We start from the raw sequence: 26,311 nt of genomic DNA, 5'->3' as shown, positions 1-26,311 counted from the left end.
CAACGCAACCGTTCTTTAAGGCCACAAAAGCTTCTGTCTCCACTCGTCTCCTTCTTTCCGATAGACTACACGAGTATGTTTCCTCTTAGAATCTCCCTGCCAAAATTCCACTTCCTCTGCCTGAACTGCATAGAGTCGCCAATTTGGCGTAATCTTATCTGGGTCTGCCAATAAGTGTATCTCTTGCTCACGAATCGCTTCTTCTAATTCAAAAGGGTCCAATAATTCCTTACTCTGCTTCTCTATTAAAGCAATCGCTCTGGCTCCTATTGGTCGTTGGAGGAAATCTACTTTACTAGCTTCATCCCCTGCATCCATGACTTTTCCTCTGATCCGTACTTGTTTCCCAAGTTTGAACCAATAAAAGGTAAGAGCAACATAAGGATTTTGCTGGATCTGTAGCCCTTTGGCGCTCTCATTGGTACTTGCAAAGTACCATTTTCCCTCAATTAGCTTTTTTAAAATCAGTACTCTAGCATCAGGAGTTCCATCGGCTCTAACGGTTGACAGCGTCATCGCATGTGGTTCTGGTACACCAATATCACGAGCCTCTTGGAACCAGGATGCAAATAGAATTTCAGGATTACTAGGTAAATCAGTAGTATCGAAGGAAGGTAAATCACCTTGAAGACTCTTTAATCCTGTTAATAGATGATCCCATTTGTTCACCAATAAAATCCACCTCTTTTTGTAATGACGAGTTTACTGTTTGTATATAATCTGGTAATAAAAAAGGGCCCCTTCATATAAGGAACCCATTGAAATTCACTTTAAAACCCACCAATTACGCCATAACCAATCAAAATTACCACAACAAAAACCACTAAACCTGATGCTAAAAAGACTGCACTTGGCTTTTCCTTTTTCGCACGAACTAGAGCCATTTCTAAAAGTCCAATCCCGATCACAGCAAGAAGTGCCTTTAGATGGAAGATCGGGTTTACATCCCAAGTGATCAGCATCGTAAGACCAGTTCCTACGATGATAATGTAGCATACACGCACAATGTTATGTAGGATAAAACCTACTTTCGTTTTTCCGGTAAGATACAACACATAGCTTACTACTGCCAACACTAATGCCAGCTCCCAAGAGCCTACATGTGCTTCTTTTAACCATGACATTCTTTTTTCCACTCCCTTATCTTTCGAGCCCAATTTTACATTCGTGCCCAATTTGATTATAAAACGAACTTTCCAATAGGGCTAGTAATTTGTTCACTATTTCACTTTCGAGCATATAAAATCATCTCGGATTGTTCTGTTTGAATTCTGCTTTTAGGGTTCTTTCTCAACTTCTCTCGCATCATAGAAAGCCCCGACTGATAGTCCCGTCCAGAGAGACGAGTAAGAGAGGAAAAAGCTTGCATCTCCGCAAGATATAGTAGATGGCGAAGAGGCTCTAGTTTCATTGTCACTTTCAGTTGGATCTGTACATGAAAGCCCATCTGTTGCATTGCTCCAAATAACATTTCTCGAGACCAATATCGATTGCAGTCCTCAAAAAATGCATTAGGAAAGTACAAGTAAAGCCAACTATTCGCTTCGTCAAATACCGAACGATTGGTCATTTTGAGCATACCACCCGGTTTAAGAACACGCCAAATCTCACGAATAACTCCTCTTTTATTCAAAAAGTGATGAAAGGAGTAACGATTGGAAATATAATTCATACTATCGTCCGGATAGGGCAAAGCATCTGCTGATCCTTCTGACAACATTACCCACTCATCTGCCAACGTCTGCTTTGCATGAAATAGTAAGTCTGGAGACAGATCTAATCCATACCAATGAATTCCGTTTGTACCTAGTGATTGAATCTGTTTCTTTAAAAACTCACCTTCCCCACATGCTAAATCGAGCACATGATATGATCCTTTTTGTTGCTGTTGATAATGAGCCTGGAGGTCTCGATCAAAAGTTACCTCCCGACGAAAATAATGAGAATTGTTCGTGATCGGATAATCCGTCATCTTATCCTCCGTTCACATGATTACTGACATTCCATATTCAAAACTATTATTTAATTTCTGCTAAGTTGTCCAGATTTTAGCAGTAATTATGATAAAATTTGAATTCAAGCAATTTATATTTTATCTTACTTTTCATCCAATAACCGTATTATTCTTTCTGATTTCTTTATTTTCTATTAACAACAAAAGAATATTTGCATGAATATATCTTTTCAAGAAATAAAACGTAACTATACTCTATCCTAAAAATCAGTTGGTATAAAAATCCTAGAAAGCCCAAAAGGACTCTTATCACGGAAGGCTAACTACTTCCATGACAAGAGTCTCTTTGTGTATATCATCTACCATCCACCGAGAATAGAGCCCATTAAAAGAAAAGCTACAAAATGATATCCGATTGTAATGAGATAAAGTCGCCATGATTTACGCTCAAAAAAAGAGTTAGTTGCAAAGACAGCCCCAATTACAAGTCCCACTAATGTTCCAATCCAGAGTCCATCTAATGCATTCTCCGAATGGGATATGATCAAAAGCACTTCCAAAATATTGGCAGATAAAAAAGTGGTAACGAGTGCTCCTAACATCGCCTCCTTGGGATCTGTTAGATCTTTTTCGGTTATAGATAGCTCTCTCATCCATACTTTTCCGAACAGCAATGGGGAATACCAAAAACTTCCTATCGCCATGTATGCGAAAGTTGCAAGAAGTACCGCCCAGATATTATAGGACATATATTCTTCCATAAAATAGACTCCTTCTATTCAAGCATGTAACACAACCATCATCTTTCACTATCATTCCAAGTTATCCCTTTTTCTAAACAGAAGCTTCTCGATCCTTCTCTTGAGTCCACACTGACAAGTGCCAAGTTACATATAGTATGATATCTATTTTGTAAAGAAAGGCAGGTCTTTGCATGCGAATCCTGTTTATTAACATCAATACTCTGCGCGCAGACCGACTTGGCTGTTATGGGAATCAAAATGGACTTACTCCTCATCTAGATCAATTAGCGAGTCGTGGAGTCGTATTTGAACGGTTGTTTGGAGAAAATAATGTCTCCCAAAGTTCCTTTGTGACCATGATGACAGGAAAACATCCTTATCAGCATGGTGTCGTCAATATGAAGCCACAACCAATTCCTGAGCTACTCTATCCTATGAGTTTGTTTTGGCAAAAAAATGGCTATCGAACTGCTGCCATCGATTGTAACTATCGAATCACAGGGGAAAAGAACACATGGTTCCAACGAGGTTATGATACGTATATTGATCCATCCGAAGAAAGACCAACTCATCTGAATATAACGGCTGAAGAGGTAAATAAAGAAGCCATTGCTTGGCTGGAAAAGCATGCACACGAACCGAATTTTTTCCTTTTTCTCCACTATTGGGACACTCATTATCCATACCATTCAATAGAATCACAAGGAATAACAGAAGTAGAGCCAAACGAACCTTCTCTCAAAGAATTTGCTCGAGAACCTTTATGGAGCTTTATCCAAAAGTACGGTCAAGAAAAAACACCTAGTCAGCTTCGTCAAGATTATGATGGAACAGTAAAACAAGTAGACCACGCAATTGGGCAGATCATCCAAGTACTAGAACAGCTCCAGATCCTAGACGATACATTAATTGTTTTGACTTCAGATCATGGGGAAAGTCTTGGCGAGCATGGAATCTACTTTGACCATCATGGTCTCTATGATGCTAGTTTGCATGTCCCTCTCCTTTTCCATTATCCAAAAATACTTCCTGGAGGCATTCGAGTTCCTACTTTGGTTCAACATGCCGATCTTTTCCCGACCATGATGGAACTCGCAGAAGCGTCTCCTTTCAAAGAATTAGGGAACTTGGATGGAAAATCTCTTTTATCTGTGATCAAGGATCCTACCCGCAAACACCGGAAATTCGTCATCTCTTGCGAAGCTAATTGGCAGTTGAAACGCTCCATACGAACTACTGACTGGAAGCTTATACGTTCTTTAAAACCTGATGTCTATGGTAATCCGAACTTTGAGTTATATCACTTAACGACTGATCCCCAAGAGAAGAACAACGTCATAAAAGAACATCCTATTTTAGCAAAGCAGCTTCATCAAAAAATGGAGGGATGGGTCAAAAAGATGCTTACCCGCTACAAGCGTCAAGACCCTCTCAGAAAAGGAACTAAACTAGAGATGAACCGAATGACAGTAGCAGAAGAAGAAGAGCTAAAAGAACGCCTTAGTAAATTGGGGTATTAAGAAAAAACCGCTATTCCGTGTGGATAGCGGTTTTTATATTCGAAATTCCCCTGCTGATTTTCCTACTATAAAAACCCCTGTCGGGTCTACTAAATAATAATCATCTCTATCATCCAATAAAACCCTCTCGAGTAATATTTCCTCCCCAACTTCAATCTCTAGCTCTGGAACCGAGAATAATTCTCTCATCTGCTCTACCTGCTCGATTTCAGGGAGAGTAATTGCTAATTCAGTTAGTTTAGGGAGAGGATCCTCTCCTACATAAGAAGGATCTTCTTGTAGTTCTACTCGAAAGTCATTTGGTAATTGTAAAAAAGTCCTCGTCTCGCGTGAATCATCTATTTTCCAGCCAAACGAACTTGCCTTTTGACAGATTTTTTCTTTTTCTGAAGTTCCAACTAGAAAACCAATATGATCGAACTTGGTCTCCTTTCCAAAACCAAATGTCACATTCAGTACTCCACGTCTCATCTCGATAATTCGAAAAAGGATTTTTTGCTCCTTGATCTCCTCCCAACTAAGCGTAGGATCAATTGATTCCCAAGAGCCACCTTTTTTCCGACCAAGTCGTAGTTGAACTACAAAGCCTAACTCACGATAAAATGTCTCCATCTCTTCCAGTTCCGTCAACCAGTGATGATAATGAAAAAGTTTCATTTCGTTACTCCTCTTTCTTAGATACTCGGTTTCTATATCATAATTTCTTCGCTTATTTTTGAAAATTGGATGTATAGGTAATAGTATTATCATTTCATTTTATCATAATAGAGCTTTTTGCATAACGACCTTACGCATTGGTTTTCTTCTTTAACTGCATAAAAACCACTGATTATCAAATTATAGAGATACAGGTTAGAGATACTGTTAAGTTTGTCAATAATCCTAAGATAAGGTAAGGAAAGTCGAGGAACAAGTAATGAAGCTAACAAAAAGACTGGTCTATATGGTCGCTCTTATAACTATGATCAATATTGGATGCCAACAAAATACTGCTAAAGAACCTAATAGTACTCCTGATTACACAGAACAAAATACCCCAAACGCAAGACCTATTGACTATGAAGAAGCTCCACAACAAGGACAAGAACAAAACCTTATCCTTACTGCTGAAGGAGAGAGATATGTGTTGGATCTCCAGTCAATCGGTTTTGATGGATTCCATCTCTCCTCAATTGATCAAGACAAACTCAAGTCTTGGCTTCGAGACGTCAAAGAAAAAGTGGATCAGTCTCCAAAGAACGCAAGCCTCGATCGCTATGGAGAAGACATAAAACCAGCTACAAGCGGAAAGATGATGGATCTTCAACAGATAGATGAATGGTTGGGAGATCTCGGTTACTACATCAATCAGCCACTCGAAATACCATTTGTAGAAGTCCCTGCTGCCGTCAACCAACGAGATTTGGCTCGAGTAGACCAGAAACTAATCGGAAGCTATCAAACCACTTTTAATGGAAATAATTCGAATCGAACGACCAATATCAAACTTTCTGCTAAAGCAATTGATAAGCTAATCCTCATGCCTGGAGAGGTATTTTCCTTTAACCAAGTAGTAGGTGAGCGAACAGCCGAAAAAGGGTATCAGTCCGCTCCAATCATCGTAAAAGGCGAATATAGCGAGGGTATCGGGGGTGGTATCTGCCAAGTCTCTAGTACCTTATATAACAGTGTTAACGAAGCAGGATTAAAAATCGTAAATCGATACTCTCACAGCAAAGAAGTTACCTATGTACCACCAGGACAGGACGCAACTGTTTCCTGGGGTGGACCAGATTTCCAGTTTCAAAATACGTTACAAGAACCTATCCTTCTTCGAGTGAAAGTCAATTCCGATTCCATTTCTGTTCGAACTTATACTACTCCCGAAGCAAAAGTGACGCAAAGAACAGTACCAGATCCACCTAAACAAGTAGAACAATACAAAGTAAATCCTGATCAACCAACCCACGACCTACCACAAAACCAAATAATCGCTCCATAGATATAGCGAGCCGAAATAGTAAAATAACCCCGTACTAGTTACGGGGTTATCCTCATTATAGATAATCTATAGAGGAGAAAACTACTGAAAACTCAGATCCTAATTCTTTTTGAACTTTTCCAGTCAACTTTAACCCCTTTTTATTATGTTGTATACGAAAGTTAGCTAATTCATTATCAATAAAATTATTTTTATTAGCCAATTATGGTATTCAAGATTCCATAATCAACCTTTCAGTGAGGGTTTGTAGACAAGCTATTCTAATAAATAATATAATTTTCTAATATCTCTTGTTGAAAGGACTAACATCATGAACCTACTGATCATGGATTTAGAAGCAACTTGTTATGAAAAAAGTCCACCACCTCGTTTTGTCTCCGAGACCATCGAGATCGGTGCAGTCATGTTGGATACAACTAAATTAAGTGTCCTGACAGAGTATCAGTGCTTTGTCCGACCCGTTCTGTTTCCAGAACTAAGTCCGTTCTGCCGAGATCTCACCTCTATTACACAACAAGAAGTAAATCAAGGACTTTCTCTTAAAGAAGCGGTTTATGGCCTCGAAACTCTCACTTGGCAACACCAATCACTTTTTTGTTCATGGGGCCACTATGATCGCAAGCAACTAAAGAAAGAATGCGCCAGCAAAGGAGTTCCTTACCCGTTTTCTGCCAAACACCTCAATCTAAAAGAAGCACACAGCTCTTTTTATGGTGTGAAAAAAATGGGTATGAGAGGGGCTCTAAAACATCTTCAAATCCCACTTGTTGGAACACACCATCGCGGTATTGATGATGCACGGAATATAGCAAAGATAGTACAAAGAATGATTCAAGATGGGTGGAATTGGTTGAACTATGTCGAAAGCTATGAAAAGTAGGGTAAATAAAAGAGCTACTTTTCACAGCTCTTTTTATTTTAGCAAAGTATCATCTAATCCTTTGTCTAATATGAAATACCTACTGTTACTTTTCGTAATATTGATGTAATATATATGAAAACTATCTGTTATTTAAGAAATGGAGGAATGGTTCTGTCTCTTTTATACCAGAAAGTATTGGAAGCGTTTAGACGGATTCAAAAAAACATCTACGCTACCCCTATCCAGACTTCTCGCATCCTAAATAACATTTCTCAACAAGAAGTCTATCTAAAATGTGAAAACCTTCAGCGAACTGGTTCTTTTAAATTTCGTGGAGCCTACTCTGCACTTAGTAATCTGACGCCCTCAGAGCGAAAAAAAGGTGTTGTCGCTTTTTCCTCCGGAAATCATGCACAGGCAGTCGCTCTCGCTGGGAAGTTGCTGGGTATTAAAGCTGTTAATTGCATGCCTTCTGATGCTCCTAAAATGAAACAAGAGGCAACAAAAGCATATCGTGCAGAGATTATTTTGTATGATCGTCTAACGGAAAACCGCGAAGAGATCGCTCAAAATCTCCAAGAGACCTACGGATATTCTCTTATACCCCCTTTTGATAAAGAAGAGGTGATTGCTGGTGCAGGAACCGCTACTCTCGAACTATTACAGGAGGTACCAGATATAGATACCATCCTCGTTCCAATAGGAGGAGGCGGACTGTTAGCAGGTACTGCGATCGCAGCTCATGGTATCAATCCAAAGATCTCTATTATCGGAGTAGAACCAGAACTGGCAAATGACACTTATCTCTCTTTTCAAGCGGGTAAACGAATTTCCATACCTCCTTCCTCTACCATTGCGGATGGTTTACGTACACCATGTTCTGGAGAATTAACCTTTCCCATTATTCAAAAAGAGGTTTCTCAGATTGTTACTGTTACAGAACAAGAAATTCGAGATGCAGTTCTCTTTGCTTTTACTCGCCTCAAAATAGTAATTGAACCATCAGGTGCTGTTCCACTGGCTGTCTTAATCTCAGGTAAACTTCGCTCCCCATCTTCTAAAGTGGGAGTTATCTTAAGTGGTGGAAATATAGATCCTCTCTCATTCCACAAAACACTATCATAATCTATAGAGGAAGCGATACGATGAACGAACTGCAAAACTTAACTTGGCAAAAAGACGATTTCTATCTCTCGACAAACAAAGAGTATCTTGACCTATCAACTATTCATTCCTATCTATGTAATGATTCGTATTGGCAACAAGGAGTTTCCATCGAAGCTGTTAGAGAGCAGATCCTTTATACACCACTTTGTTACGGAATCTATCTCGGTAACCCTTCTACCCCCACTCGTTACCAAGTAGGGTTTGCAAGAGTCATCACTGATTTTACTCGATTCTCCTATTTGTGTGATGTATTTGTTTCTCCAGACCATCAGGGAAACGGACTTGGCAAATGGTTGATGGAGTGTATAGTCGAAACACCACGAATACGCAATACATTTTTTAGTCTCAAAACCCGTGACGCACATGATCTATATCGTCAGTACGGATTTGAACTAGACCCTAATCTAGACAAGGCTATGGTCCGAACTGGTAATCAAGAACAACAGCTAGAGGAAATAATGAAACCTGTTCAATTGAACCTCCCCCACCTACGCTAACGCTAAGAGGTAGGGGATTCTTGGGTAATCCCATCTACCGATAGGAAATGTACCAAACTCAAACCGTAGTTCCTACGGCAAGAAGTCTCAGACCTTCTTTTACTATATTCTGAGCAGCATGAAGGTCTCGATCATGTTCTACCCGACACTCAGGGCATGTCCAACTTCGAAGATTTAGGTTTTTCACCTCTTTATTTTGATGGCCACAGCAGGAACAAAGCTGACTAGAGGGAAACGTTTTACCTACTTTCACGATGGTTCTTCCGAACCACTTTGCCTTATAGGTCAGCATGATTTCATGAAGGAAAAAACACCAGAATAGGTCGGACTTGCGAGAGGGTAGAAACCCTCCCTCGTTCGACGCAGATTCATCTCCCACTTTCGCTATGCTTAGAAGTGGGAGTATTCTCCGCTATAATAGATAAAAACAGTACCTCCAAAACGGAAGTACTGTTTTTTGATAGATTTTGATTATATACGGAACTCGAGCTTCCACATATTGGTGTGGGATAGTGGAATCAATTTAACTTGAACCTCCTATTTGAAATAGAAGGATCGTCAACACGATAATAGCTGCGACCGCAATCCCAATCACATAGTTCTTCCATTCTCCTGATGATTGCCGATTTCGCGACAATGAAGCAGCTTCTTGTGCAGAAAGCTGAATCCCATTCTCTTCTACTTTCCGAGCACTTTTCTCTTTACGATGAAATTTTCCAAAGTAAACAGGTTGGAGTGCTTGTTTCAGCTCTTTTGCAGTCTGATAGCGATCTTCAGGTTTTTTTTCTAACGTTTTAAAGATAATCTGGCAAAATTCTTCAGAGAGCTCTGGGTTTTTTGCTCTTGGATCTGGTACAGGAGCATCGAGATGTTGATATGCTACTTGGAGATTCTCTGGAGCATCAAACGGCACTTCGCCTGTTACCATTTCATACAATACAATCCCGAGAGAGTAGAGATCAGATGCAGCAGAAATTTCCTGATCACTTGCTTGTTCTGGAGAAAAGTAGTGAACAGATCCCATTACGGTACCAGTTTTGGTAATACTATTTGCCATCTGACTGAGTCGGGCTATTCCAAAATCAGTTAGCTTGAATTTTCCTTCTGATGTGCACATAATATTCAGCGGTTTCACATCACGATGGATAATTCCGTTTTGGTGAGCATGGGACAAACCTTCGCAAATTTGCATCGCAATCGCAATTGCTTCTCGTTCTGGTAAACGTCCACCTTTTTGTTCAATTAACTCATGCAGTGTAATTCCATCGATTAGCTCCATCACCATATAGTACGTTTTGCCGATATTTCCAGCATCATATACATTGACGATATTGGGCTGGGAAAGACGTCCATTGGCACGAGCTTCCAAGATAAAGCGTTTGACGAACTCTTCATCATCACTTAGCTTTTCGTCCATCACTTTTACAGCGACAGCTCGATCTAATACTATGTCTCGAGCCCGATAGACGGTTGCCATACCTCCATTACCAAGAACCCCTTGTAGTTGGTATCGGTTGGCAATTGGTCTGTCTTGCAACCCCATCACCTTTTTCATTCCACTATGATCTCGCAGTGTTTTTATTCGAATTTTAAATGTGCAAATAGAAATAAATGAGTGCACAGAAACATTATTTCGAAAATTAGGGAGGGATACAAGGGGAACAGACTCTTTTCCACACAAATTTCGATAAAAAATTCAATTTTATTATATTCATCAATATCGTCATAAAAAAGGACGCATTTGTATTCTGCTCTCTAGAGAAGTATCATTCACAACAAAATCCTAATTTCCCTCATTATCCTGCAGTTCTCTTATAAAAAATCTTTTGAGCGCATCACGCCAATCTGGCAACTGAATGTTCCGTTCGCTGATCAAAACCGAATTGATAGGTCGAATCGCTTTCCTTCCCATCTCCTCCGTCGTGATCGCCTGTATACGAGCATTTACTTTTGCCTGCTTGAGAATTTCAAGGGCAAATTCGTACCAAGAACATACTCCCGATCCTGACACATGATAAATTCCTTTGGTTTCTTTTTCTTGCAAAAGACGACATAAACAGTCTGCGAAATCTATCGCATAAGTAGGGTTACCTATTTCATCTTTTACAACTCGTAACGCCGCACCCTGTTCTGCGTTTTTCCAAATCGAAGTGACAAAGTTCGCTCCGATATGACCATACAACCAGGAAGTACGGATAATGATTCCATTGGAACAGAATTCTTCTACGGCTAGTTCTCCTTGTCGTTTGGTCCAACCATAATGATTTAGAGGACGTGTTGGATCAGATTCTTTATATCCTGACCGTTTGGTACCTTCAAACACATAATTAGTACTGATATAAACCATTCGTACTCCGTATTCTTGACAACATTGCGCGATTTGGCGTGTAGCAATGGAGTGAATCTCCTCAGCTACCTCTTGGTTGGATTCACAAAAATCTACTTTGGTGTATGCAGCACAATGAATCAGCACATCTGGTCGAATCCCGCTTATCATTTGCTGAGTTTGCTTTTCGTCGGTAATGTCCCAAGTATTGCGATCTAATGCTACTACTTCATAGCCCAAAGTACCAAAATATAGTGTCAGTTCTCTGCCTAACTTTCCTCCTGCTCCATTAATGAGAATTTTCAACCGTTATTTCTCCTCTCTTTTCTTGCTCTCTGAGATCTAGAATCTCCTATGTTTCAAATGATAAAAAAAGACTATACCGGCTTTCGTTATCCTATTCAGTGAAATCTGTCCATAAGCACTCGCATAGGTTGTTGCTTATAAGAAAAACTAATGAAAATACAGACTACTATACAAAGGAACTCTTTTAATGGCCAAACCCAGTTACCATTACTGGAACGAAATTCGTTCCTTACTTGCTCATCGTACAATACGAGTAGGTTTACTCGGAGTAATTGTCATCCCACTTGTCTACAGCTACATCTATCTCGTTGCCTTTTTTGATCCTTATGAGAAACTGGAGAATCTCCCTTTTGCAATCGTAAACGAAGATCAAGGAGCAACAATACAAAATGAAAAAGTCGATCTTGGGAAAGACCTGGTAGACCGCCTCCATCAAGAACGTAATATAAAATGGGAAGTTGTCACAATGGAGGAGATGCAACGTGGATTTCGAGAGGGTACTTTTTACTTTGGATTAGAGATTCCCAAAACTTTCTCAGAACAAGTATCTTCTTTAACCACAAATAAGCCTTCTCGTGCACAAATCCGTTATTACTCAAATGAAAGTGCCAACTATATCTCAGGAAGATTAGGAGAGTCGATTGTTTCAAGACTGGAAAGTAGTGTAGAAAAAAACATCACCCTCACCTATCTTGAAAAAATCTTTAGTAAAGTTGTCAGTAGCACAGGAGAACTTCAAAAAGCAGCCGATGGAGCAAAAAAATTAGCGGAAGCTACCAAAAAGGCGGAAAGTGGCGCGAAAAAAATTGCAGATGGAACCAAACAACTAGCAGGTGGAAGCAAACGTCTTCAGCAAGGAATCCATAAACTGCATCGTAATGTACAACAAACAACAGAGAAAATACAAAACGCAGCAGACCAAATCGATCTCAAACAAGTCCTGCAACTACTAACTGAAATCGAAGAGATCAATCAACGTGTTCAAGAGTTAGAACCCCATCCACGCTTAACATTACAGGTAGCTGAAAAGTTGCAAAAAGCTCGATCCTTATTAGAAAAAGGAGACCAACTTTTGCAGGCTCCTAATAACTTATTCACTGGTGTAAAACAGTTAGATGATGGAGCAAAAAAGCTAGTATCCGGAATCGAGCAACTTCAAACAGGAGCAAATCAATTGGTAGTGGGACTAACACAGATCAGGCAAGGTCAGACGCAACTTGCGACAAGCTTAGAAAAAGGCGTCCAACAAGCACAAGCATCTCTTTTGAATCTACCAACAAAAGAAAGTATTATCTCTGATCCCATTCGTGTACACACCGAATCAATACATCCTGTCCCTAATTATGCAACAGGATTTGCACCCTATTTTATTTCTCTTTCTCTGTGGGTTGGTTCGATGATCCTCTATACTGTGTTGGATCTATATGGTGTCCCTACATTACTACAGAAAGAAACTATCTCCCTTCCTACAAGTTACCTCGTAGGAGCACTGCAAGCGATTATCAGCCTATCTGTCTTAACTATGGGCCTTGGAATAACACCACAATCTACAATCCTATTGTTTGGATTTAGCATCTTGATCTCTTGGACGTTTATGACCATTAACCAGATGCTAACGCTTACTCTACAGAATGTAGGACGGTTCTTGTCGATTATTTTACTTATGTTACAACTTACTTCAAGTGCTGGAACCTATCCTATTGAACTAGTTCCCCGCTTTTTCCAGTCCATTAGTCCCTTTTTACCAATGACCTATGCAGTGGGAGGATTACGGAACATCATCTCATCTGGGAATTTCAACATGGTTTATCGAGATTTTGGGATATTGGTGTTGTTTTTAATTGGGTCTGCTATTCTTGGTTACCTAGGAAAGAAAAAGAAGTCTACTGCATCTTCATCTCTTCAGTAAATTCCAGATTTCTGCAAATAAAACCCCTCTTATGATGTTTAGAGGGGTTTTTCCATAGTTACGCTCTTTTGAAAATAGGAATGAACACTTTGGTATAAGTAATCATATTGGGTTTGATTGGTATCTAGAAATGCTTCCTCGCGATTAGATGGGACATCCATATATTTTATAGGTTCGTAAAATTGAGATTCAGTTAAATCATAATTCTCACCGTTAATTCGATTGTAAAAATGCCAACCTCCTACAGTATTCGTTTTCATGATCTCTCCACCAAAAATATCATGTACCACTAACGCAGTCACTCCACACTGTCCTTTGGCTGGATTTTGAGGAGTCCATTTCGAACTCGATTTAATGGACCACACTCTCTGTAAGACATGTTTCAATTCCAATATGTTCAATTCTAAATTATTCATAATCTGCTCCCTCTGTAGATTGTCACCAGTTAAACTTTAAAAATAGAAACAACATGCTGGTCTGGTCTTACTAATGCAAATACATAATCTTCTTTCGGATTCCGGTATCCAGATCTTTCACAAGGCAAGATAAGAGAGTTATGAATTGGAATATTTATTTTTTGGTAAATTGATTGAAATTTAAATTTCTCCTTTTCAAGGTCATACTTCCCAATGGAAATGATCGTATGTTCGAGCAAGTTACTATTTGATGGATGAAAATCATTTTCTCCTATTAAATAAGGTACACGTTTCCCTATTTGCCAATTTCCATGTTTTTGTAAGGACATACCCTTTTCGGGTATATAATGATCTACTGCTCTAGCAACTGGTAAGGCTTGTTGTAATAAAGCCTCTCGTTCCATAGCTCTCGTTCCAAAAGCAGCAAAGTTGGAAAGAGTCTTTAGCATAAAAGACCGGCCTGCGGCTAACATCTTATTTCGTACTGCCATATTCCGAAATATCATTGCATTATTATCCTGTATTTCATTAGCTGCGGCTTTTTGTTCATTAGAATAGTCTCCAAGTAATTTTATAGGATCTAAGTGATTTTGTATTACAAGCGCAAGACGCCAACCTAAACGCCAAGCTCCTAAAACACCTACCATCATTCCTGCACCTGCTGACGGTCCCATTGCATGAGCAGCATCTCCAGCTAATAACCATCTTCCATTTATGTAAGTGGCACTTTGCCCTTGACCTAAACGAAAGGCACTAGCCCATAAGAACCGTTCAATTTTAGCACTTGGCAATTTTTCTTGAATCAACTTTCGAGCAAAATACTCACTTATGGCTTCTTCACGACTTTCATCGTTATTAATTCGATAGATAAGGCGCCAACGACCTGGTGCAAAATAAAAAAATCCATAAGGACGTTTTGGATCCAATACGATATTGGAGATATTATTTGGCAAGTCGCAATCTAATTCAAAATCCGCTACTGCTGAATTCATACCATAATCACGCCAAGTTTTTTCAATCCCTAATTTTGAACGAATACTGCTTTTAGCACCATCACATCCTACACCCCAGGGGGAAGAAAGTTGATAGCATTCGTCTTTACTTTTCACAGTTACCCTGACATATTCCTCCGTTTGACTACACTCTAATACTTGGTGTCCTCGCCTAATTTCGACTAAACCTGTATCTAATGCGGCTTTTTCCAAAATTACCTCTGTATCATGTTGTGGTAGCTGGAGTGAATATGGAAAAGGTGACTCAATTCCTTTGAAAGACCATTCTAGAAGCTTTTTATGTTGGTCTTCAAATTGATGTACTAAACGCAAAACGCCCTTCTCCTGAAACTTATTTATTAAATCTAACCATTTCAAAAGTTCTAACCCTCTTGGCATCCAAGTAATAGCTCTTGATTCATCTCTTGTGGTGGGTTGAGTATTTGTTTCTAAAATAATAGAAGAGATTTTATAACGAGCTAATACTAGAGAAAGGATGAGACCAACTGGCCCTCCACCAACAATAAGTACTCGATTTTCAGTTCGATCCAATCGATTATCCACCTCTTTATTTGATCCATTATGAGATCACTTTAACAAAATCTGAAACACTTTTTTCTATATGGTTGGTTCGATCCATCTCATTATCTGCAAAGCGATCCCACATAATGAAATAGAAAAATTGAGAAGTAATTAGGTTTTGTATCGTTATTTGATCAACTTCCTTCTTATTTCCTCTTGATCGGATAAAATCCGTTAGCTGTTGGCAACCTTGTTGAATAATCCTTAAAAGTTGTTCATGAATCTTCGGATTTCGTTGCGATTCTGCAAAACACATGACAACGAAATTTTTTTGCTCCCATAAGTGTTTAAACATTAACTCAAAATATTTAACTAGTTGATCTTCTAAAGATTTTGTTGCATCGATACCGAATTGGGATTGATACAAGGGACGATTAATCGTGTACTTCTGCAAAACAGCCCAAAGAAGCTCTTCTTTTGATCGGAAATAATGATAAATCAACCCATCCGTAACCCCTGCTTGTTTGCCAATCTCTTTTACTGTACTTTCTTTAAATCCTTTTTGAGAGAACAATTGAAGAGCAGCACCTAATAGCTTTTCGCGTGTTTCAAGCGCTTGTTTCTGACGAGTAGTCTTAGTCAATGAAATTCCTCCATAATTTCATTTATTAAGTACTTACTAAATGAAATATAATAATAACTTTGAATCCTGTCAATAAGAATCACGAAATTAAATATTTAGGCTAGATTTATATTATACAATTATGAAATAATATTATTATTTTACAAAATGCAAATAGCATCTATCCAAATACTAAGTTGTAATCGAGGGAAACCAAATGAAACATCTTAGAAATATTCATCCAATCAGCTGGACCATTATTATTGGAACTATTTTTGGTAGAATGGCTACTTCTATGAGTATTCCTTTTTTAGCTATCTATCTAATTAAAGTCCACCATGCAACACCTTTTGAAACAGGACTTGTGATCGCCATTAGCTCCTTAATCGGAATTATAGTAAGTTTCTACGGCGGTTATTTATCTGACCGAATTGGCCGAAAAAAGATGATCCTTCTCTCTATTTTTGGATGGTCTTTCGTTTTTTTAGGTTTTACATTTAGTCAAACTATCTTATCCTTTTTTCTTGTCAATGCTTTAAACGGACTTTGTCGTTCTTTATTTGAACCAGCTTCGCGTGCCTTATTATCAGATATAACCCAGAACGAACAGAAGTTACTAGTCTTTAACCTTCGCTACACTGCTATCAATTTGGGTGTAGTATTCGGCCCTTTCATTGGTCTAATGCTAGGATCTTCTCAAACCACATTTCCGTTTATGATTGCTTTTATTATTTACTTCCTCTATGGAATGGTTTTTATCTATCAATTTCATACATATCCCAAAGCCTTTACACAAAATAACTCTGCAGAATCGATAAGTATGCGAAATGCTTTTCAAATGACCAAGAAAGACAAAGTGTTTTTATTTATAATTATTGGTACCATCTTCTGTGTCTTTGGATATGGTCAATTCACTTCGACTTTACCACAATATTTTTCTTTACTTCCTGATTTTGAAAATGGAACCAAGTTTTTTTCATACATGTTATCACTAAATGCAGTAGCTGTCTTAATTCTTCAATATCCAATTGTCCATATTGCTAAAAAATATTCTCCAATCAACTCGTTAATCTTGGGGAATCTATTTATTTCGGTTAGTCTGGTTAGCTTTTCCATCACCAAAAATAGCTTAGCTCTCATAGTGATTGTCATTGCTTTCACAATTGGTGAAATTCTAACATTCACTATGATTGATTTGTTTGTCGATACGATAGCCAAATCAGAGCTAAAAGGAACCTACTTTGGAACGTTAGGCTTTACACAATTAGGTAATGTACTAGCACCTATTATTGGGGGATTTTTATTAGACCACTTTGGGATAAAACATCCGATCACTATATTTTCTTCCCTTTTGGTGCTGACCTTGTTAGGTATTCCTTTTCTCGTAATGGCGAAATGGCGGCTCACTTTCCAAAAAAACAACCATACTGGTTCTAATGTGAGAGTAAGTCATTAACCTAGAGAATTACATGAAATTACTAATGAGATCATCGGTTTTAAACAGACGTAAATAGTGTGGAGGGTATATTCATGAAGAATACTGGGCTTTATTGGGGTTTGTTCTTGATCATCTGTCTAGTCAATGGAACAACATGGGGTGCTCAGAAAATCGGACTTCAGGGTAGTTTACCTTTATGGTCTGCATCCATGAGATTTCTGATAGCCGGTTTTACTGTAGGAATCATTCTTATTGTTATGAGGAAATGGGATTTTAAAATAGAATACCTAAAAATAGCTTTTCTGTACGGTGTTTTTTATTTCAGCTTACCTTTTGGAATTGTGTACTGGGCAACTCAATATCTTTCCAGTGGAATTATCTCTGTGTTAGCATCTACCATTTCGATCAGTTTGCTAATAATAGAATATTTTTATGAGAAAAAACATATTTCATTGAATCAATTTATTGGAGCTGCTCTATCGTTTGTGGGATTAGTAGTACTTTTGTGGAACCAACTGCAAGTAGATGCAAGTTGGATTAGTTTCGTAGCGATGATTTTCGTCATTTTAGGAATGATTGCAACAGCTATTATCACCATTGTAGTCAGACCTACTCTCTCAAAGGTTTCCATATTGAATCTAAATTCGGTAGCGATGTTGATTGCGGGGATGGCACTTTTTATTACGAGTTTACTGTTCGAACAAGGAGCAAGGTCTTTTTCAGGTGTAAGCCTTACATCTCTGCTTTATTTATCTTTTGTTGGATCTAGCATTACCATCGCAATTTATATGTATTTGATAAAAAACTGGGATGCATCCAAAGCTAGTGGGCATTTATTCATTTCGCCTATTATTGCTTTATATTTGGGTCATGTTATTTTCAATGAAAAACTTGGATCCACCATATATGTAGGAACAGCTATTATATTACTCGGTGTAATCCTAGTTAATATTTCTTTACCTGCTAGTAAAAATAAAGATAACGCAATAATATGGGAAACACAAAACAATAAAAGTGGACAATGACAAAAGGACCCCTTCTATTTTTGGAAGGGGTCCTTTTGTTTCATTTAGAAGTACCGCAAAATCACATAAGCATGAGCAAGCACAAGTGATACTAAGGTAATAGGTGCTCCTACTTTAAGAAATTCCCAATAACTAATATTCGCACCACGTTTGTTCGCAGCACTTACCACGATCAAATTAGCCGAAGCCCCGAGAATGGTACCATTTCCTCCAAGGCAAGCTCCCAAAGCAAGCGACCACCAAAGAGTGTTCATCTGAGCTGAATCGACTGCAACTCCAAGCCCATTGGCAGCTTCCTGTAAGAGCGGGATCATCGTAGCCACAAATGGAATGTTATCGATGGTAGCAGAAGCAATTCCGGAAACCCACAAGATCAGCGTAGATAGCCAGAAAAAATCACCGCCTGTTACTACGATCAGTTGGGTGGCAAGTGCACTTAGAATTCCTACTTCTTCTAGACCTCCTACCAAGGCAAAAAGACCAGCAAAGAAAAAGAGCGTTTCCCACTCAATAGCACCAATCGTCTTCTCCACTTTATTTGACGGAACCCCAATTGCCATCAAGACCATAGCTCCTGTCATGGCAATCGTGGAGGCCTCGATATGAAGAATGGAATGTAGCAAAAATCCAAGTAAAGTAAGACCTAAAACCCAGAGCGATTTACGTAACAAAATGGGATCTTTTAGAGCATCTCCTGGCTCCATCTTCATCAATTCTTCGACAGAATCTGGCTTAGTAGCTAATTCTTTTCGATATATATAAAGGAGTAAAGCAGAGGAGACAAGCATAATAATCAAAGAGATCGGCCCTAAATGAATAAGGAATTGGCCAAAAGACAAATGAGGATTAGCAGACCCTATCATGATATTAGGAGGATCTCCTACCAGTGTGGCAGTTCCACCAATATTAGAGGCAATAATTTGCGAGATGAGGAACGGAATAGGATTTAGCTTCAATAGTGTTGTGAGTGAAAAAGTGATTGGAACCATTAGCAAAACCGTGGTGACATTGTCTAATAATGCTGAAGCAATGGCTGTCATCCAAATTAGTGATAAAAACAAGCGCTTAGGGCTTCCTTTCACCAATTTTGCTATATGCAAAGCCGCCCATTGAAAGACTCCTGTTTGATTCGTAATATGCACAATGAGCATCATCCCGATCAATAGGATGATCGTATTCCACTCAATATAATGAGTCAGAACTTCGTGTAGTTCCAGCACTTTTGCCAACACCAAAGCCGAGGCTCCTAACAATGAAACAACCGCACGACTTCCTTTTTCCGCAATAATAAGTGCATAAATGAATACAAAGATACCACCTGTCAACCATACATCAAACATAAAACCCCTCCATATCCTAATTATTTCCAGAAACAGCAAAAAGGAGCCCCTAAATGGCAGGCTCCTCCGATAAAGCAATATCTGGTTTTTTTCTAGGATATCACAAAAAATCAAAACGTTCCATATAACTATTTCATTTTAACAATAATTTCTTTTTAATCATTATTTCTTTTCAGCCAACCATGTAGCTAGCTCTTCCTTTTGTGCATCATTCAACTGCTTTTGAGGCCCCATCGAACCTATTCCGTTATTTAGAACACCTAGTAGTTGTTCTTTATTATACTTCGCACCGATTTGTTGGAGATTAGGCCCATAGCTACCTTGTAGGTTTCCACCATGGCAACGGGTACAGTTTTGCTTGGCAATCGCTTCAGCTCCTGTCACTTGGGTGGTCGAAGAGTTAGTAGACCCATTTTTCGTCTCCTCTGATGGAGTATCCGAACTTTGACCACATGCTGTCAAGAGTAGCAAACTTACACCAATGAGAGAGAACCAATATTTTTTCATTTGCTCTCATTCCTTTCTCTATTTCGAAATTCATTGTAACATTCTAGTCTCCCCAAAATTACACATCCATAAGGATATTTCAGGAAACCTCCGTTAGACAGATACTACTTTTTGTTGTGTTTCTTTCCATTCCTGTGTTTCCTGTTCATCTTGTTGTCGCTGTTCTCTCATCCATCGAACTAATACGATTCCAATCGCACTGATATAGACAATCTCTTGAACAATCTTCATTATTACCCCGCCGAGTTGTTGATCGTCTATAGGGGGCATAATCGGTGCTACTGTTGACATTTCTTGATAGAGCTCAAAAAGTGGTCGATCTGCAAACATGACTAGAGCACATACAGGAGTTAGGAGTATTCCATTCGCAAAAATAAAACCTAGTTTATGTAATGGCTTCACTCGATCCAACTCTGGAACAGGACAAATAACAGGCCACCACATGAAAAGTGCCCCGAGTAGAAGCACAAAATGAGATACATTGTGATATAAATGGCTCTCCATAATGGCATCAAACGCAACTGGTATATGATACAGCGAGATCAATCCATTAAAGACAAACAGAATGACCAATGGTTTGGTCAAAAAAGAACCTACTGCACGAAGTGCTTTAAATCGAAATAACGGTCGAATCATCCAAGCAGGAATACCTAATAACAAAAAAGGCGGAAGTACAATAAACAAAATAGACATCTGAAGCATATGCATACTGAATAATTCATGACCGAGTAGATTGATTGGGCTACCCAACGCCGTATAGTAAATGATCATCGCGAAGAGAAAAAATACTTTTTGGCGAACTGGTACCACTTCTGCTCCCGGAATTTTGGAAACAAACGGACCTGTTGCAAGCAAATAAATTACCGAAATACCTATAAAGATCAAATTCAGTGTCAGATCCCAGTTCTCGGCATACCAAAACAATTGAAAAAATTCTTTCGTTGTCATGGTGCATCCCCTTTCGGTTTCACACTTTTTTCATATTACCACATTGATTCCCTTTCCCTTCCCCGATTTGTGAAACTTTCTTTCCAATTCTAGGTGAATACCCAGCCCCTCTATTCTCTATTTGAATAGGATGTTGTTAGAACTTGGGAAATGGGCACTTAGGAGGGAATTCATGTGAAAGCAACTACCCTCGGAACACTCACCAAAATCGTCGGGGGAAAATTAGAATCAGGCAACCCCAACACACTTGTCACCTTTATTAATCATGGCAAATATAAGCATTTGCGCCCTCATCATATATATATATACTCCAAATCTAGTAAATGGGAAAATCAAATCAAAGCACTTCGGCTAACTCGCCCGAAAGCACTTATCTTACCAATTGGAGTGTCTAGCTTTGGTTTAAGGATCCCGATCATAAGAGTACAAAATACAATGGGTGCAGTTTGGCGTATTGGGCTATGGAATTGGAACCAATTCAAACATCAACTACGGGTGATCGGAATAACAGGTAGTGCCGGAAAATCTACTACTACTGCGATGGTGTCGTCTATCTTGCGCTCGCACTACCGAATTGTACAAACTGCAGGTAATTTAAATACAGCATCCTATCTGCCAGGATATCTCTCTCGTATCGAAAACCAACATAATTTACTTCTTCTAGAAATGGGAATGAACTCTCTAAACAATATCAAACGACAATGTAATATTGTCCGACCGCATATCGGAGTAGTTACCAATGTGGGAGAAGCACACGCTGGAAATTTGGGTGGTTTAGATTATGTCGTAAAAGCAAAACAAGAAATGGTTGATGGTGTAAGACCAGGTGGAGTCTTATTGTTAAATGCAGATGATCTTCGCTCACGTAAATTATCCGTAGCAAAATTCAATGGTAAACTTTTGCGGTTTGGTATTGATCAACCCGCGGAGATTAGAGCTACCAATGTCACCTATCATAATAGCGGCATGAATTTTAAAGTTATAGCTGAGGGTCAACAGCACATCATTTTTATTCCAACCTTCGGAAAACACAACGTCTATAACGCCTTAGCAGCAATCGGTGTCGCTCGTGCCATGGGAATTCCCTACCCCAGTATTCAAAAGGGGTTGGCTCGCTTTGAGACACCCAAAATGCGACTTCAATTCTTATCTACTCCAAAAGGGCGAATCTTAATTAATGATGCTTGGAATGCCACTGCAATGAAAGCAGGATTAGAAGTTCTAAAAAACGTTAGTAAGGGAAGAACTACTGTTGCGGTTCTCGGAGATATGCTTGAACTAGGCAAGCTGAGTCCGATAGCCCATCAAAGTGTAGGAAAATACATTGCCAAGCTAGGCGTAAACCAATTGGTTACCATTGGTCCCAATGCAAGGATCATCGCCTCTACCGCAATCCAAAATGGCATGCCACGAAATAGAGTCTTCTCCTATTCTTCACATGAGCAAGTGGTTACCCATCTCTTGAGAACAACCACTCCTCGCTCCCTAATTTACTTCAAAGCATCGCGAAAACTACATTTGGAAAAAATCGTATCTCAAATTCGAAAATTTGGTTAACCATCTCCCAAGGAGGTGGTTTTTTATAAATGTGGAATATAAGTATAAACATTTGCATTATTGTTAAAAATGAACTATATTATGTAAGCAATTAACTTTTAAAAAAAGGTGGTATCTAACTACACAATGGGCACTATTCTGGTATTCTAACCTCTTTTTTTGAGAAAGAGAAAAAGAATGCAGATCCTGTGATTACAGGAATCGAGCAAAGGAAAACCTTTGTGTTTTTTGAGTTGCTCGAAAGTGTCCCAATGTATAGCTTAGATGGAACCATGCAAAGTTTCTTTGCTATGATCCCGTCTGCTCAGCTGTGGGTGCTTCTGCATTCACAGCTTTTTTATTGTTTTGAACACACATGGAAAGGTGGTAACCTATTTTGCAAACAACAACTCTATTTCGCAATCGATTCGTCCAATCCATTTTATTAGCAGGATTATTTGCTCAAATCGGGATTTGGGTACGAAACTTTTCTATTTTGTTATATGTAATGGAAATTACCAAAGGAGATTCCTTTGCTGTCTCGATGATCTCCGTAGCTGAATTTGGTCCCATTTTCTTATTTTCCTTTCTCGGAGGTGCCTTAGCAGATCGCTGGAGACCAAAAAACACTATGATATGGTGTGATATTTTAAGTGCAATCTCCATCTTCCTAGTACTTCCTGCTCTATTATTGGGTGGTTGGCGTGCTGTCTTTTTGGCATTACTTTTCTCAGCAACTCTCTCTCAATTCTCACAACCAGCTGGGATGAAACTATTTAAGATTCATGTACCAAATGAGCATCTTCAAGCAGGGATGTCACTTTACCAAACAATGTTTGCCATCTTTATGATCTTAGGTCCTATCTTGGGAACCTTTGTCTATCAAAGCTTTGGTATTCAAATCTCTATTGTCGTAATGGGAGCCGCCTTCTTGTTATCTGCCCTCTCGCTTCTCCTCCTACCACGTGATGTTGAGTCTCAGAAGGAGAAAACGGAAAGTACGTTGCGTCAGGATATGACAGCCGGAATACGTTATGTTCTTTCTAAACGGATTCTCACTCTACTCGGTGTTTGCTTCCTTTTAGCTGGTTTGGCAGTGGGTTTAATTCAACCTTTAGGGATTTTCCTAGTTACCGAAAGACTCGAATTACCAAAAGAATATCTTCAATGGCTCTTAACAGCAAGTGGAATAGGCATGATCCTAGGGGGTGGGCTTGCCATGGCAGTTAGTAAAAAAATAAAACCTGCCATGATGCTGGTACTTGGTATGTCGCTGAGTACTATCTGCACTGTTTGTATTGTTCTGACCAAAGAATTATGGTTGATCCTCCCCATTCAACTACTGAATGGTCTCTTCTTACCCTTTATTCAAATCGGGATCAATACCATGATTCTACAAAATACCGAGTCGGAAGTGGTAGGGAGAGTCAATGGAATTCTTACTCCACTCTTTACTGGGGCGATGGTACTGACCATGAGTCTATCTGGAATGTTGAAACAACTTTGGTTCCTAGAAGTACTTTACTATCTATCCGCCTTATTATTCTTAGCTGGTGTCTTGGTCATAGTGCCTCTTACCCGATCTTCCACTACTCAATCAAAACAAGAAGCCCAAGCCACTTCTACCAACTAACCAAAAAGGCTCCTCTGTAATATTAAAACAGAGGAGCCTTTTTTTATTTATCCTAAGTTGCAAGAAATTCGCTAATACGTTCTCGAATTGTTTCTAATTGACTGCTATACCATAGTACATGATGCTCTGCTTCAGTCCAATATAATTCACTTCCTTGTATTTGCATTGCCAAGTGAACCGCATGTTCAGTGCCGATACTTTTATCATATTTACTATGAATGATCAGTGTTGGAGCTTGAATCCGGGACATATCCCCACTTGATTGTTGTAGGTCTAGATGAAAGCCATCTGGCTGAGCATGAAGACTGAGCAAAAAGCGGTACAGCATTCTTCGACGCGCAAGGCTAATACGCTGTTTGATCTCAAAATAAGGTAGGGTAGAAAAATACATCATTACAAAACGAAACGCACTCCTCGGGGAGTTCTTGATCATCCAGTATAAAAATTTCCATCCCCATTTTTCTGTTGGTTGGTTGAACAAAATAGGAGCAAGAGAACGATTCGTCTCTCCAGGCCATTCCTCTATACTGACAGCAGATAAAAAGAGTAATTTTCTAACCCTATTGGGGTAACATCCAGCAAACTGCGCAGCTGGTCTTCCCCCCGCAGAAAACGCGATAACATGCACTTTTTCCATCTCTAAAAAGTCCAGTAACTCTATCAAAGAATCTGCCCATACTTCTGAACTTTCCCCCACTTGAACAGCTGTATTACCGTATCCTGGGCGTGATGGAACCAAAAGCCGATAACCATGCCTTATGAGATAATCTTGGTCCCCTACTACTGTATTGCAATCAGCATGTGCACCACTAAAGTAAAGGATCACTTCTCCCTGTGGATCCCCAAACAACCGATACTCTAAAACACCACGACTCGTTAGATAAGTAGCCTTCATTCGAACCTCACTATATTTTTCATTTATCTAGTCTCTCCTTAAGAGGAGCTACTAATCTAAATTTGTCGAACCAAAAGAAAAAACCTCCTAATTCAGGAGAGTTTCTCAATTATTATCTACTATTCTATTATGGATTCACCCAATTATATAATGGAAACGTTTCGGTATCCGTGCTAGATTCTGCTTCTTCACGTTGAAAAAGTACACCCTGTTTACGAAACTTCCGAGAATATTCTATCGCATCATCTGGTGTACGCACATTATTACGGTGCCATTCTAATAGTATTCGGTCTACATATCGAACACTTACTTTGTTACAGAAAACAGCTTCACGAAGCGCTGCTACAATTAGCTCTTCATTATATTGGTCCACATCTAACCATTTTCCTAACTGCTCACATTCAAAAGGTGAGAGTGGTCTCCCCATCTCTTGTTCAAAAAGAGAAAAAATATTTTGATAGACCTGCTCTTCGTTTTGTGTCACCTGCTTTTTTTGTTCCAATCGTTCTTGAAAAGAGTTTGCAAGTAACATAAGTAAAGGGTCTGTAGAAAAACGTTCGGCTCTAATACCGTTGTCTTCTTCAACCTCAATCTTTAAATATCCACCATTGACTAACCGTTGGATCAACATCATAATCTCTTCTGGCGTTCGATTCATCCGTTCTTGTAACTGATCGATGGTTGGGAACTCCACTTGTTCCTTCTCTTTGTACATCATGATTTGAAGGAGTAACATTACTTCCTCTTCCTTCAAATCAATCCGTTTATACTCCGTCAATAGAATCGTCGGAATAGCCAGAGAACCCTCTCGAAGAAGGTGTACAAGGGGTTGATTCAAAGATACATCGCGTTGTTCCATGTTCCTCCACCTCTTTCAACTACTTACTATACAATTATGAAAGGGGAAAAAATAGACTTGCATTATGAAAAAAAGCAGAAATTGCACACGACAAAGCAAAACGATTGATTTAAAAGATGCTAATATAGGAAAATTGTGAACTTAAAAATCATCATACTAATTCCCTAAAATATACCAAAAAAGAATATATTGTTATTTTCGAAGTTGCTTTCTTCATCGTTTTATCATAATCCTTCTTTATTGTAAAAATATATTATTATATTAATTAAATTTATATATTGTATAATGATTAAAAAATATTTACAATAGAACT

26 protein-coding genes and 1 pseudogene are annotated in these 26,311 nt (G+C 38.9%); 10 read left to right on the top strand and 17 right to left on the bottom strand.

Annotation, left to right across the window (positions count from 1 at the left end; all coding sequences use genetic code 11):
* Window positions 1-15 precede the first annotated feature (15 nt).
* The 4 genes from VJ09_RS00740 to VJ09_RS00725 form a co-directional block, all read right to left on the bottom strand.
* Window positions 16-669, bottom strand: coding sequence for a pyridoxine/pyridoxamine 5'-phosphate oxidase (locus VJ09_RS00740; RefSeq protein ID WP_187118671.1), 654 nt, complete (start codon window positions 667-669; stop codon window positions 16-18).
* 101 nt (window positions 670-770) lie between these two features.
* Window positions 771-1,124: a DUF1516 family protein gene (locus tag VJ09_RS00735; protein ID WP_044639817.1), complete on the bottom strand. Its 354-nt coding sequence runs from the start codon at window positions 1,122-1,124 to the stop codon at window positions 771-773.
* A 101-nt stretch (window positions 1,125-1,225) separates the two neighbouring features.
* Window positions 1,226-1,972 (bottom strand): class I SAM-dependent methyltransferase, encoded by a 747-nt coding sequence (locus VJ09_RS17385; RefSeq protein WP_052807151.1) that lies wholly within the window; start codon window positions 1,970-1,972, stop codon window positions 1,226-1,228.
* A 341-nt stretch (window positions 1,973-2,313) separates the two neighbouring features.
* Window positions 2,314-2,715, bottom strand: a complete 402-nt coding sequence (locus tag VJ09_RS00725; protein ID WP_044639816.1) for a DUF1761 domain-containing protein — start codon at window positions 2,713-2,715, stop codon at window positions 2,314-2,316.
* 173 nt (window positions 2,716-2,888) lie between these two features.
* Between VJ09_RS00725 and VJ09_RS17380 the strand changes: the two genes are divergently transcribed.
* Entirely contained in the window at window positions 2,889-4,217 is a 1,329-nt protein-coding gene (locus VJ09_RS17380) for a sulfatase family protein (protein WP_052807150.1), read from the top strand.
* 33 nt (window positions 4,218-4,250) lie between these two features.
* Here the strand turns inward: VJ09_RS17380 and VJ09_RS00715 are convergent, their stop codons facing one another.
* Complete coding sequence (locus tag VJ09_RS00715; protein WP_044639815.1) at window positions 4,251-4,874, bottom strand: hypothetical protein; 624 nt, start codon at window positions 4,872-4,874, stop codon at window positions 4,251-4,253.
* Window positions 4,875-5,133: 259 nt separating this feature from the next.
* On the opposite strand from VJ09_RS00715, the gene VJ09_RS18750 reads away from it, so the two are divergent.
* From VJ09_RS18750 to VJ09_RS00695, 4 genes are all read left to right on the top strand, one after another.
* Window positions 5,134-6,198, top strand: a complete 1,065-nt coding sequence (locus VJ09_RS18750; protein ID WP_052807149.1) for a VanW family protein — start codon at window positions 5,134-5,136, stop codon at window positions 6,196-6,198.
* Between the two features lie 310 nt (window positions 6,199-6,508).
* Entirely contained in the window at window positions 6,509-7,078 is a 570-nt protein-coding gene (locus VJ09_RS00705; protein ID WP_044639814.1) for a 3'-5' exonuclease, read from the top strand.
* Window positions 7,079-7,225: 147 nt separating this feature from the next.
* Complete coding sequence (locus VJ09_RS00700) at window positions 7,226-8,185, top strand: threonine/serine dehydratase family protein (RefSeq protein ID WP_044639813.1); 960 nt, start codon at window positions 7,226-7,228, stop codon at window positions 8,183-8,185.
* A 20-nt stretch (window positions 8,186-8,205) separates the two neighbouring features.
* Window positions 8,206-8,724, top strand: a complete 519-nt coding sequence (locus VJ09_RS00695; protein WP_044639812.1) for a GNAT family N-acetyltransferase — start codon at window positions 8,206-8,208, stop codon at window positions 8,722-8,724.
* A 58-nt stretch (window positions 8,725-8,782) separates the two neighbouring features.
* Here the strand turns inward: VJ09_RS00695 and VJ09_RS00690 are convergent.
* The 3 genes and pseudogenes from VJ09_RS00690 to rfbD all read right to left on the bottom strand — a co-directional run.
* Window positions 8,783-9,052, bottom strand: a pseudogene (locus VJ09_RS00690) (zinc ribbon domain-containing protein); the annotation flags it as partial.
* A 195-nt stretch (window positions 9,053-9,247) separates the two neighbouring features.
* Window positions 9,248-10,261, bottom strand: a complete 1,014-nt coding sequence (locus VJ09_RS00685; protein WP_052807147.1) for a protein kinase domain-containing protein — start codon at window positions 10,259-10,261, stop codon at window positions 9,248-9,250.
* Window positions 10,262-10,507: 246 nt separating this feature from the next.
* Complete coding sequence (rfbD, locus tag VJ09_RS00680; RefSeq protein ID WP_044639811.1) at window positions 10,508-11,356, bottom strand: dTDP-4-dehydrorhamnose reductase; 849 nt, start codon at window positions 11,354-11,356, stop codon at window positions 10,508-10,510.
* Between the two features lie 187 nt (window positions 11,357-11,543).
* On the opposite strand from rfbD, the gene VJ09_RS00675 reads away from it, so the two are divergent.
* The gene (locus VJ09_RS00675; protein ID WP_044639810.1) at window positions 11,544-13,265 is read left to right on the top strand and encodes a YhgE/Pip domain-containing protein; all 1,722 of its coding nucleotides are present in this window, start codon (window positions 11,544-11,546) and stop codon (window positions 13,263-13,265) included.
* A 38-nt stretch (window positions 13,266-13,303) separates the two neighbouring features.
* Here the strand turns inward: VJ09_RS00675 and VJ09_RS00670 are convergent, their stop codons facing one another.
* From VJ09_RS00670 to VJ09_RS00660, 3 genes are read right to left on the bottom strand one after another with little or no spacing between them, the layout of a single operon-like run.
* Window positions 13,304-13,681 (bottom strand): YunG family protein, encoded by a 378-nt coding sequence (locus VJ09_RS00670; protein WP_044639809.1) that lies wholly within the window; start codon window positions 13,679-13,681, stop codon window positions 13,304-13,306.
* A gap of 29 nt (window positions 13,682-13,710) precedes the next feature.
* On the bottom strand, window positions 13,711-15,225 hold the full coding sequence (locus tag VJ09_RS00665; protein WP_044639808.1) for an FAD-dependent oxidoreductase: 1,515 nt from the start codon (window positions 15,223-15,225) through the stop codon (window positions 13,711-13,713).
* A gap of 28 nt (window positions 15,226-15,253) precedes the next feature.
* Entirely contained in the window at window positions 15,254-15,838 is a 585-nt protein-coding gene (locus VJ09_RS00660; RefSeq protein WP_044639807.1) for a TetR/AcrR family transcriptional regulator, read from the bottom strand.
* Window positions 15,839-16,034: 196 nt separating this feature from the next.
* Between VJ09_RS00660 and VJ09_RS00655 the strand changes: the two genes are divergently transcribed.
* Together VJ09_RS00655 and VJ09_RS00650 are read left to right on the top strand one after the other, a co-directional pair.
* On the top strand, window positions 16,035-17,273 hold the full coding sequence (locus VJ09_RS00655; protein ID WP_044639806.1) for an MDR family MFS transporter: 1,239 nt from the start codon (window positions 16,035-16,037) through the stop codon (window positions 17,271-17,273).
* A 74-nt stretch (window positions 17,274-17,347) separates the two neighbouring features.
* The gene (locus VJ09_RS00650; protein ID WP_044639805.1) at window positions 17,348-18,280 is read left to right on the top strand and encodes a DMT family transporter; all 933 of its coding nucleotides are present in this window, start codon (window positions 17,348-17,350) and stop codon (window positions 18,278-18,280) included.
* 44 nt (window positions 18,281-18,324) lie between these two features.
* Here VJ09_RS00650 and VJ09_RS00645 read toward each other — a convergent pair whose 3' ends face one another.
* From VJ09_RS00645 to VJ09_RS00635, 3 genes are all read right to left on the bottom strand, one after another.
* The gene (locus VJ09_RS00645; protein WP_044639804.1) at window positions 18,325-19,620 is read right to left on the bottom strand and encodes an ArsB/NhaD family transporter; all 1,296 of its coding nucleotides are present in this window, start codon (window positions 19,618-19,620) and stop codon (window positions 18,325-18,327) included.
* Between the two features lie 162 nt (window positions 19,621-19,782).
* Window positions 19,783-20,127 (bottom strand): c-type cytochrome, encoded by a 345-nt coding sequence (locus tag VJ09_RS00640; RefSeq protein ID WP_044639803.1) that lies wholly within the window; start codon window positions 20,125-20,127, stop codon window positions 19,783-19,785.
* A 93-nt stretch (window positions 20,128-20,220) separates the two neighbouring features.
* The gene (locus tag VJ09_RS00635) at window positions 20,221-21,075 is read right to left on the bottom strand and encodes a cytochrome c oxidase assembly protein (RefSeq protein ID WP_044639802.1); all 855 of its coding nucleotides are present in this window, start codon (window positions 21,073-21,075) and stop codon (window positions 20,221-20,223) included.
* A 174-nt stretch (window positions 21,076-21,249) separates the two neighbouring features.
* Here VJ09_RS00635 and VJ09_RS00630 point away from each other — a divergent pair, with 174 nt between their 5' ends.
* Entirely contained in the window at window positions 21,250-22,632 is a 1,383-nt protein-coding gene (locus VJ09_RS00630) for a UDP-N-acetylmuramoyl-tripeptide--D-alanyl-D-alanine ligase (RefSeq protein WP_044639801.1), read from the top strand.
* A gap of 337 nt (window positions 22,633-22,969) precedes the next feature.
* Here VJ09_RS00630 and VJ09_RS19070 read toward each other — a convergent pair whose 3' ends face one another.
* Window positions 22,970-23,014 (bottom strand): hypothetical protein, encoded by a 45-nt coding sequence (locus VJ09_RS19070; RefSeq protein ID WP_407689981.1) that lies wholly within the window; start codon window positions 23,012-23,014, stop codon window positions 22,970-22,972.
* On the opposite strand from VJ09_RS19070, the gene VJ09_RS00625 reads away from it, so the two are divergent.
* Window positions 23,009-24,244, top strand: a complete 1,236-nt coding sequence (locus tag VJ09_RS00625; RefSeq protein ID WP_044639800.1) for an MFS transporter — start codon at window positions 23,009-23,011, stop codon at window positions 24,242-24,244. The genes VJ09_RS19070 and VJ09_RS00625 overlap by 6 nt on opposite strands.
* A 52-nt stretch (window positions 24,245-24,296) precedes the next feature.
* On the opposite strand, the gene VJ09_RS00620 is transcribed toward VJ09_RS00625, so the two are convergent.
* Together VJ09_RS00620 and VJ09_RS00615 are read right to left on the bottom strand one after the other, a co-directional pair.
* Entirely contained in the window at window positions 24,297-25,139 is an 843-nt protein-coding gene (locus VJ09_RS00620) for an alpha/beta fold hydrolase (protein ID WP_052807146.1), read from the bottom strand.
* 127 nt (window positions 25,140-25,266) lie between these two features.
* On the bottom strand, window positions 25,267-25,998 hold the full coding sequence (locus VJ09_RS00615; RefSeq protein ID WP_052807145.1) for a DnaD domain-containing protein: 732 nt from the start codon (window positions 25,996-25,998) through the stop codon (window positions 25,267-25,269).
* Window positions 25,999-26,311: the final 313 nt, after the last annotated feature.

Origin of the sequence: Risungbinella massiliensis (genome assembly GCF_000942395.1) — a bacterium.
Lineage (GTDB): Bacteria > Bacillota > Bacilli > Thermoactinomycetales > Thermoactinomycetaceae > Risungbinella > Risungbinella massiliensis.
Note: the sequence above shows the minus strand (reverse complement) of the source record. Positions and strands in the feature narration are given on the sequence as shown.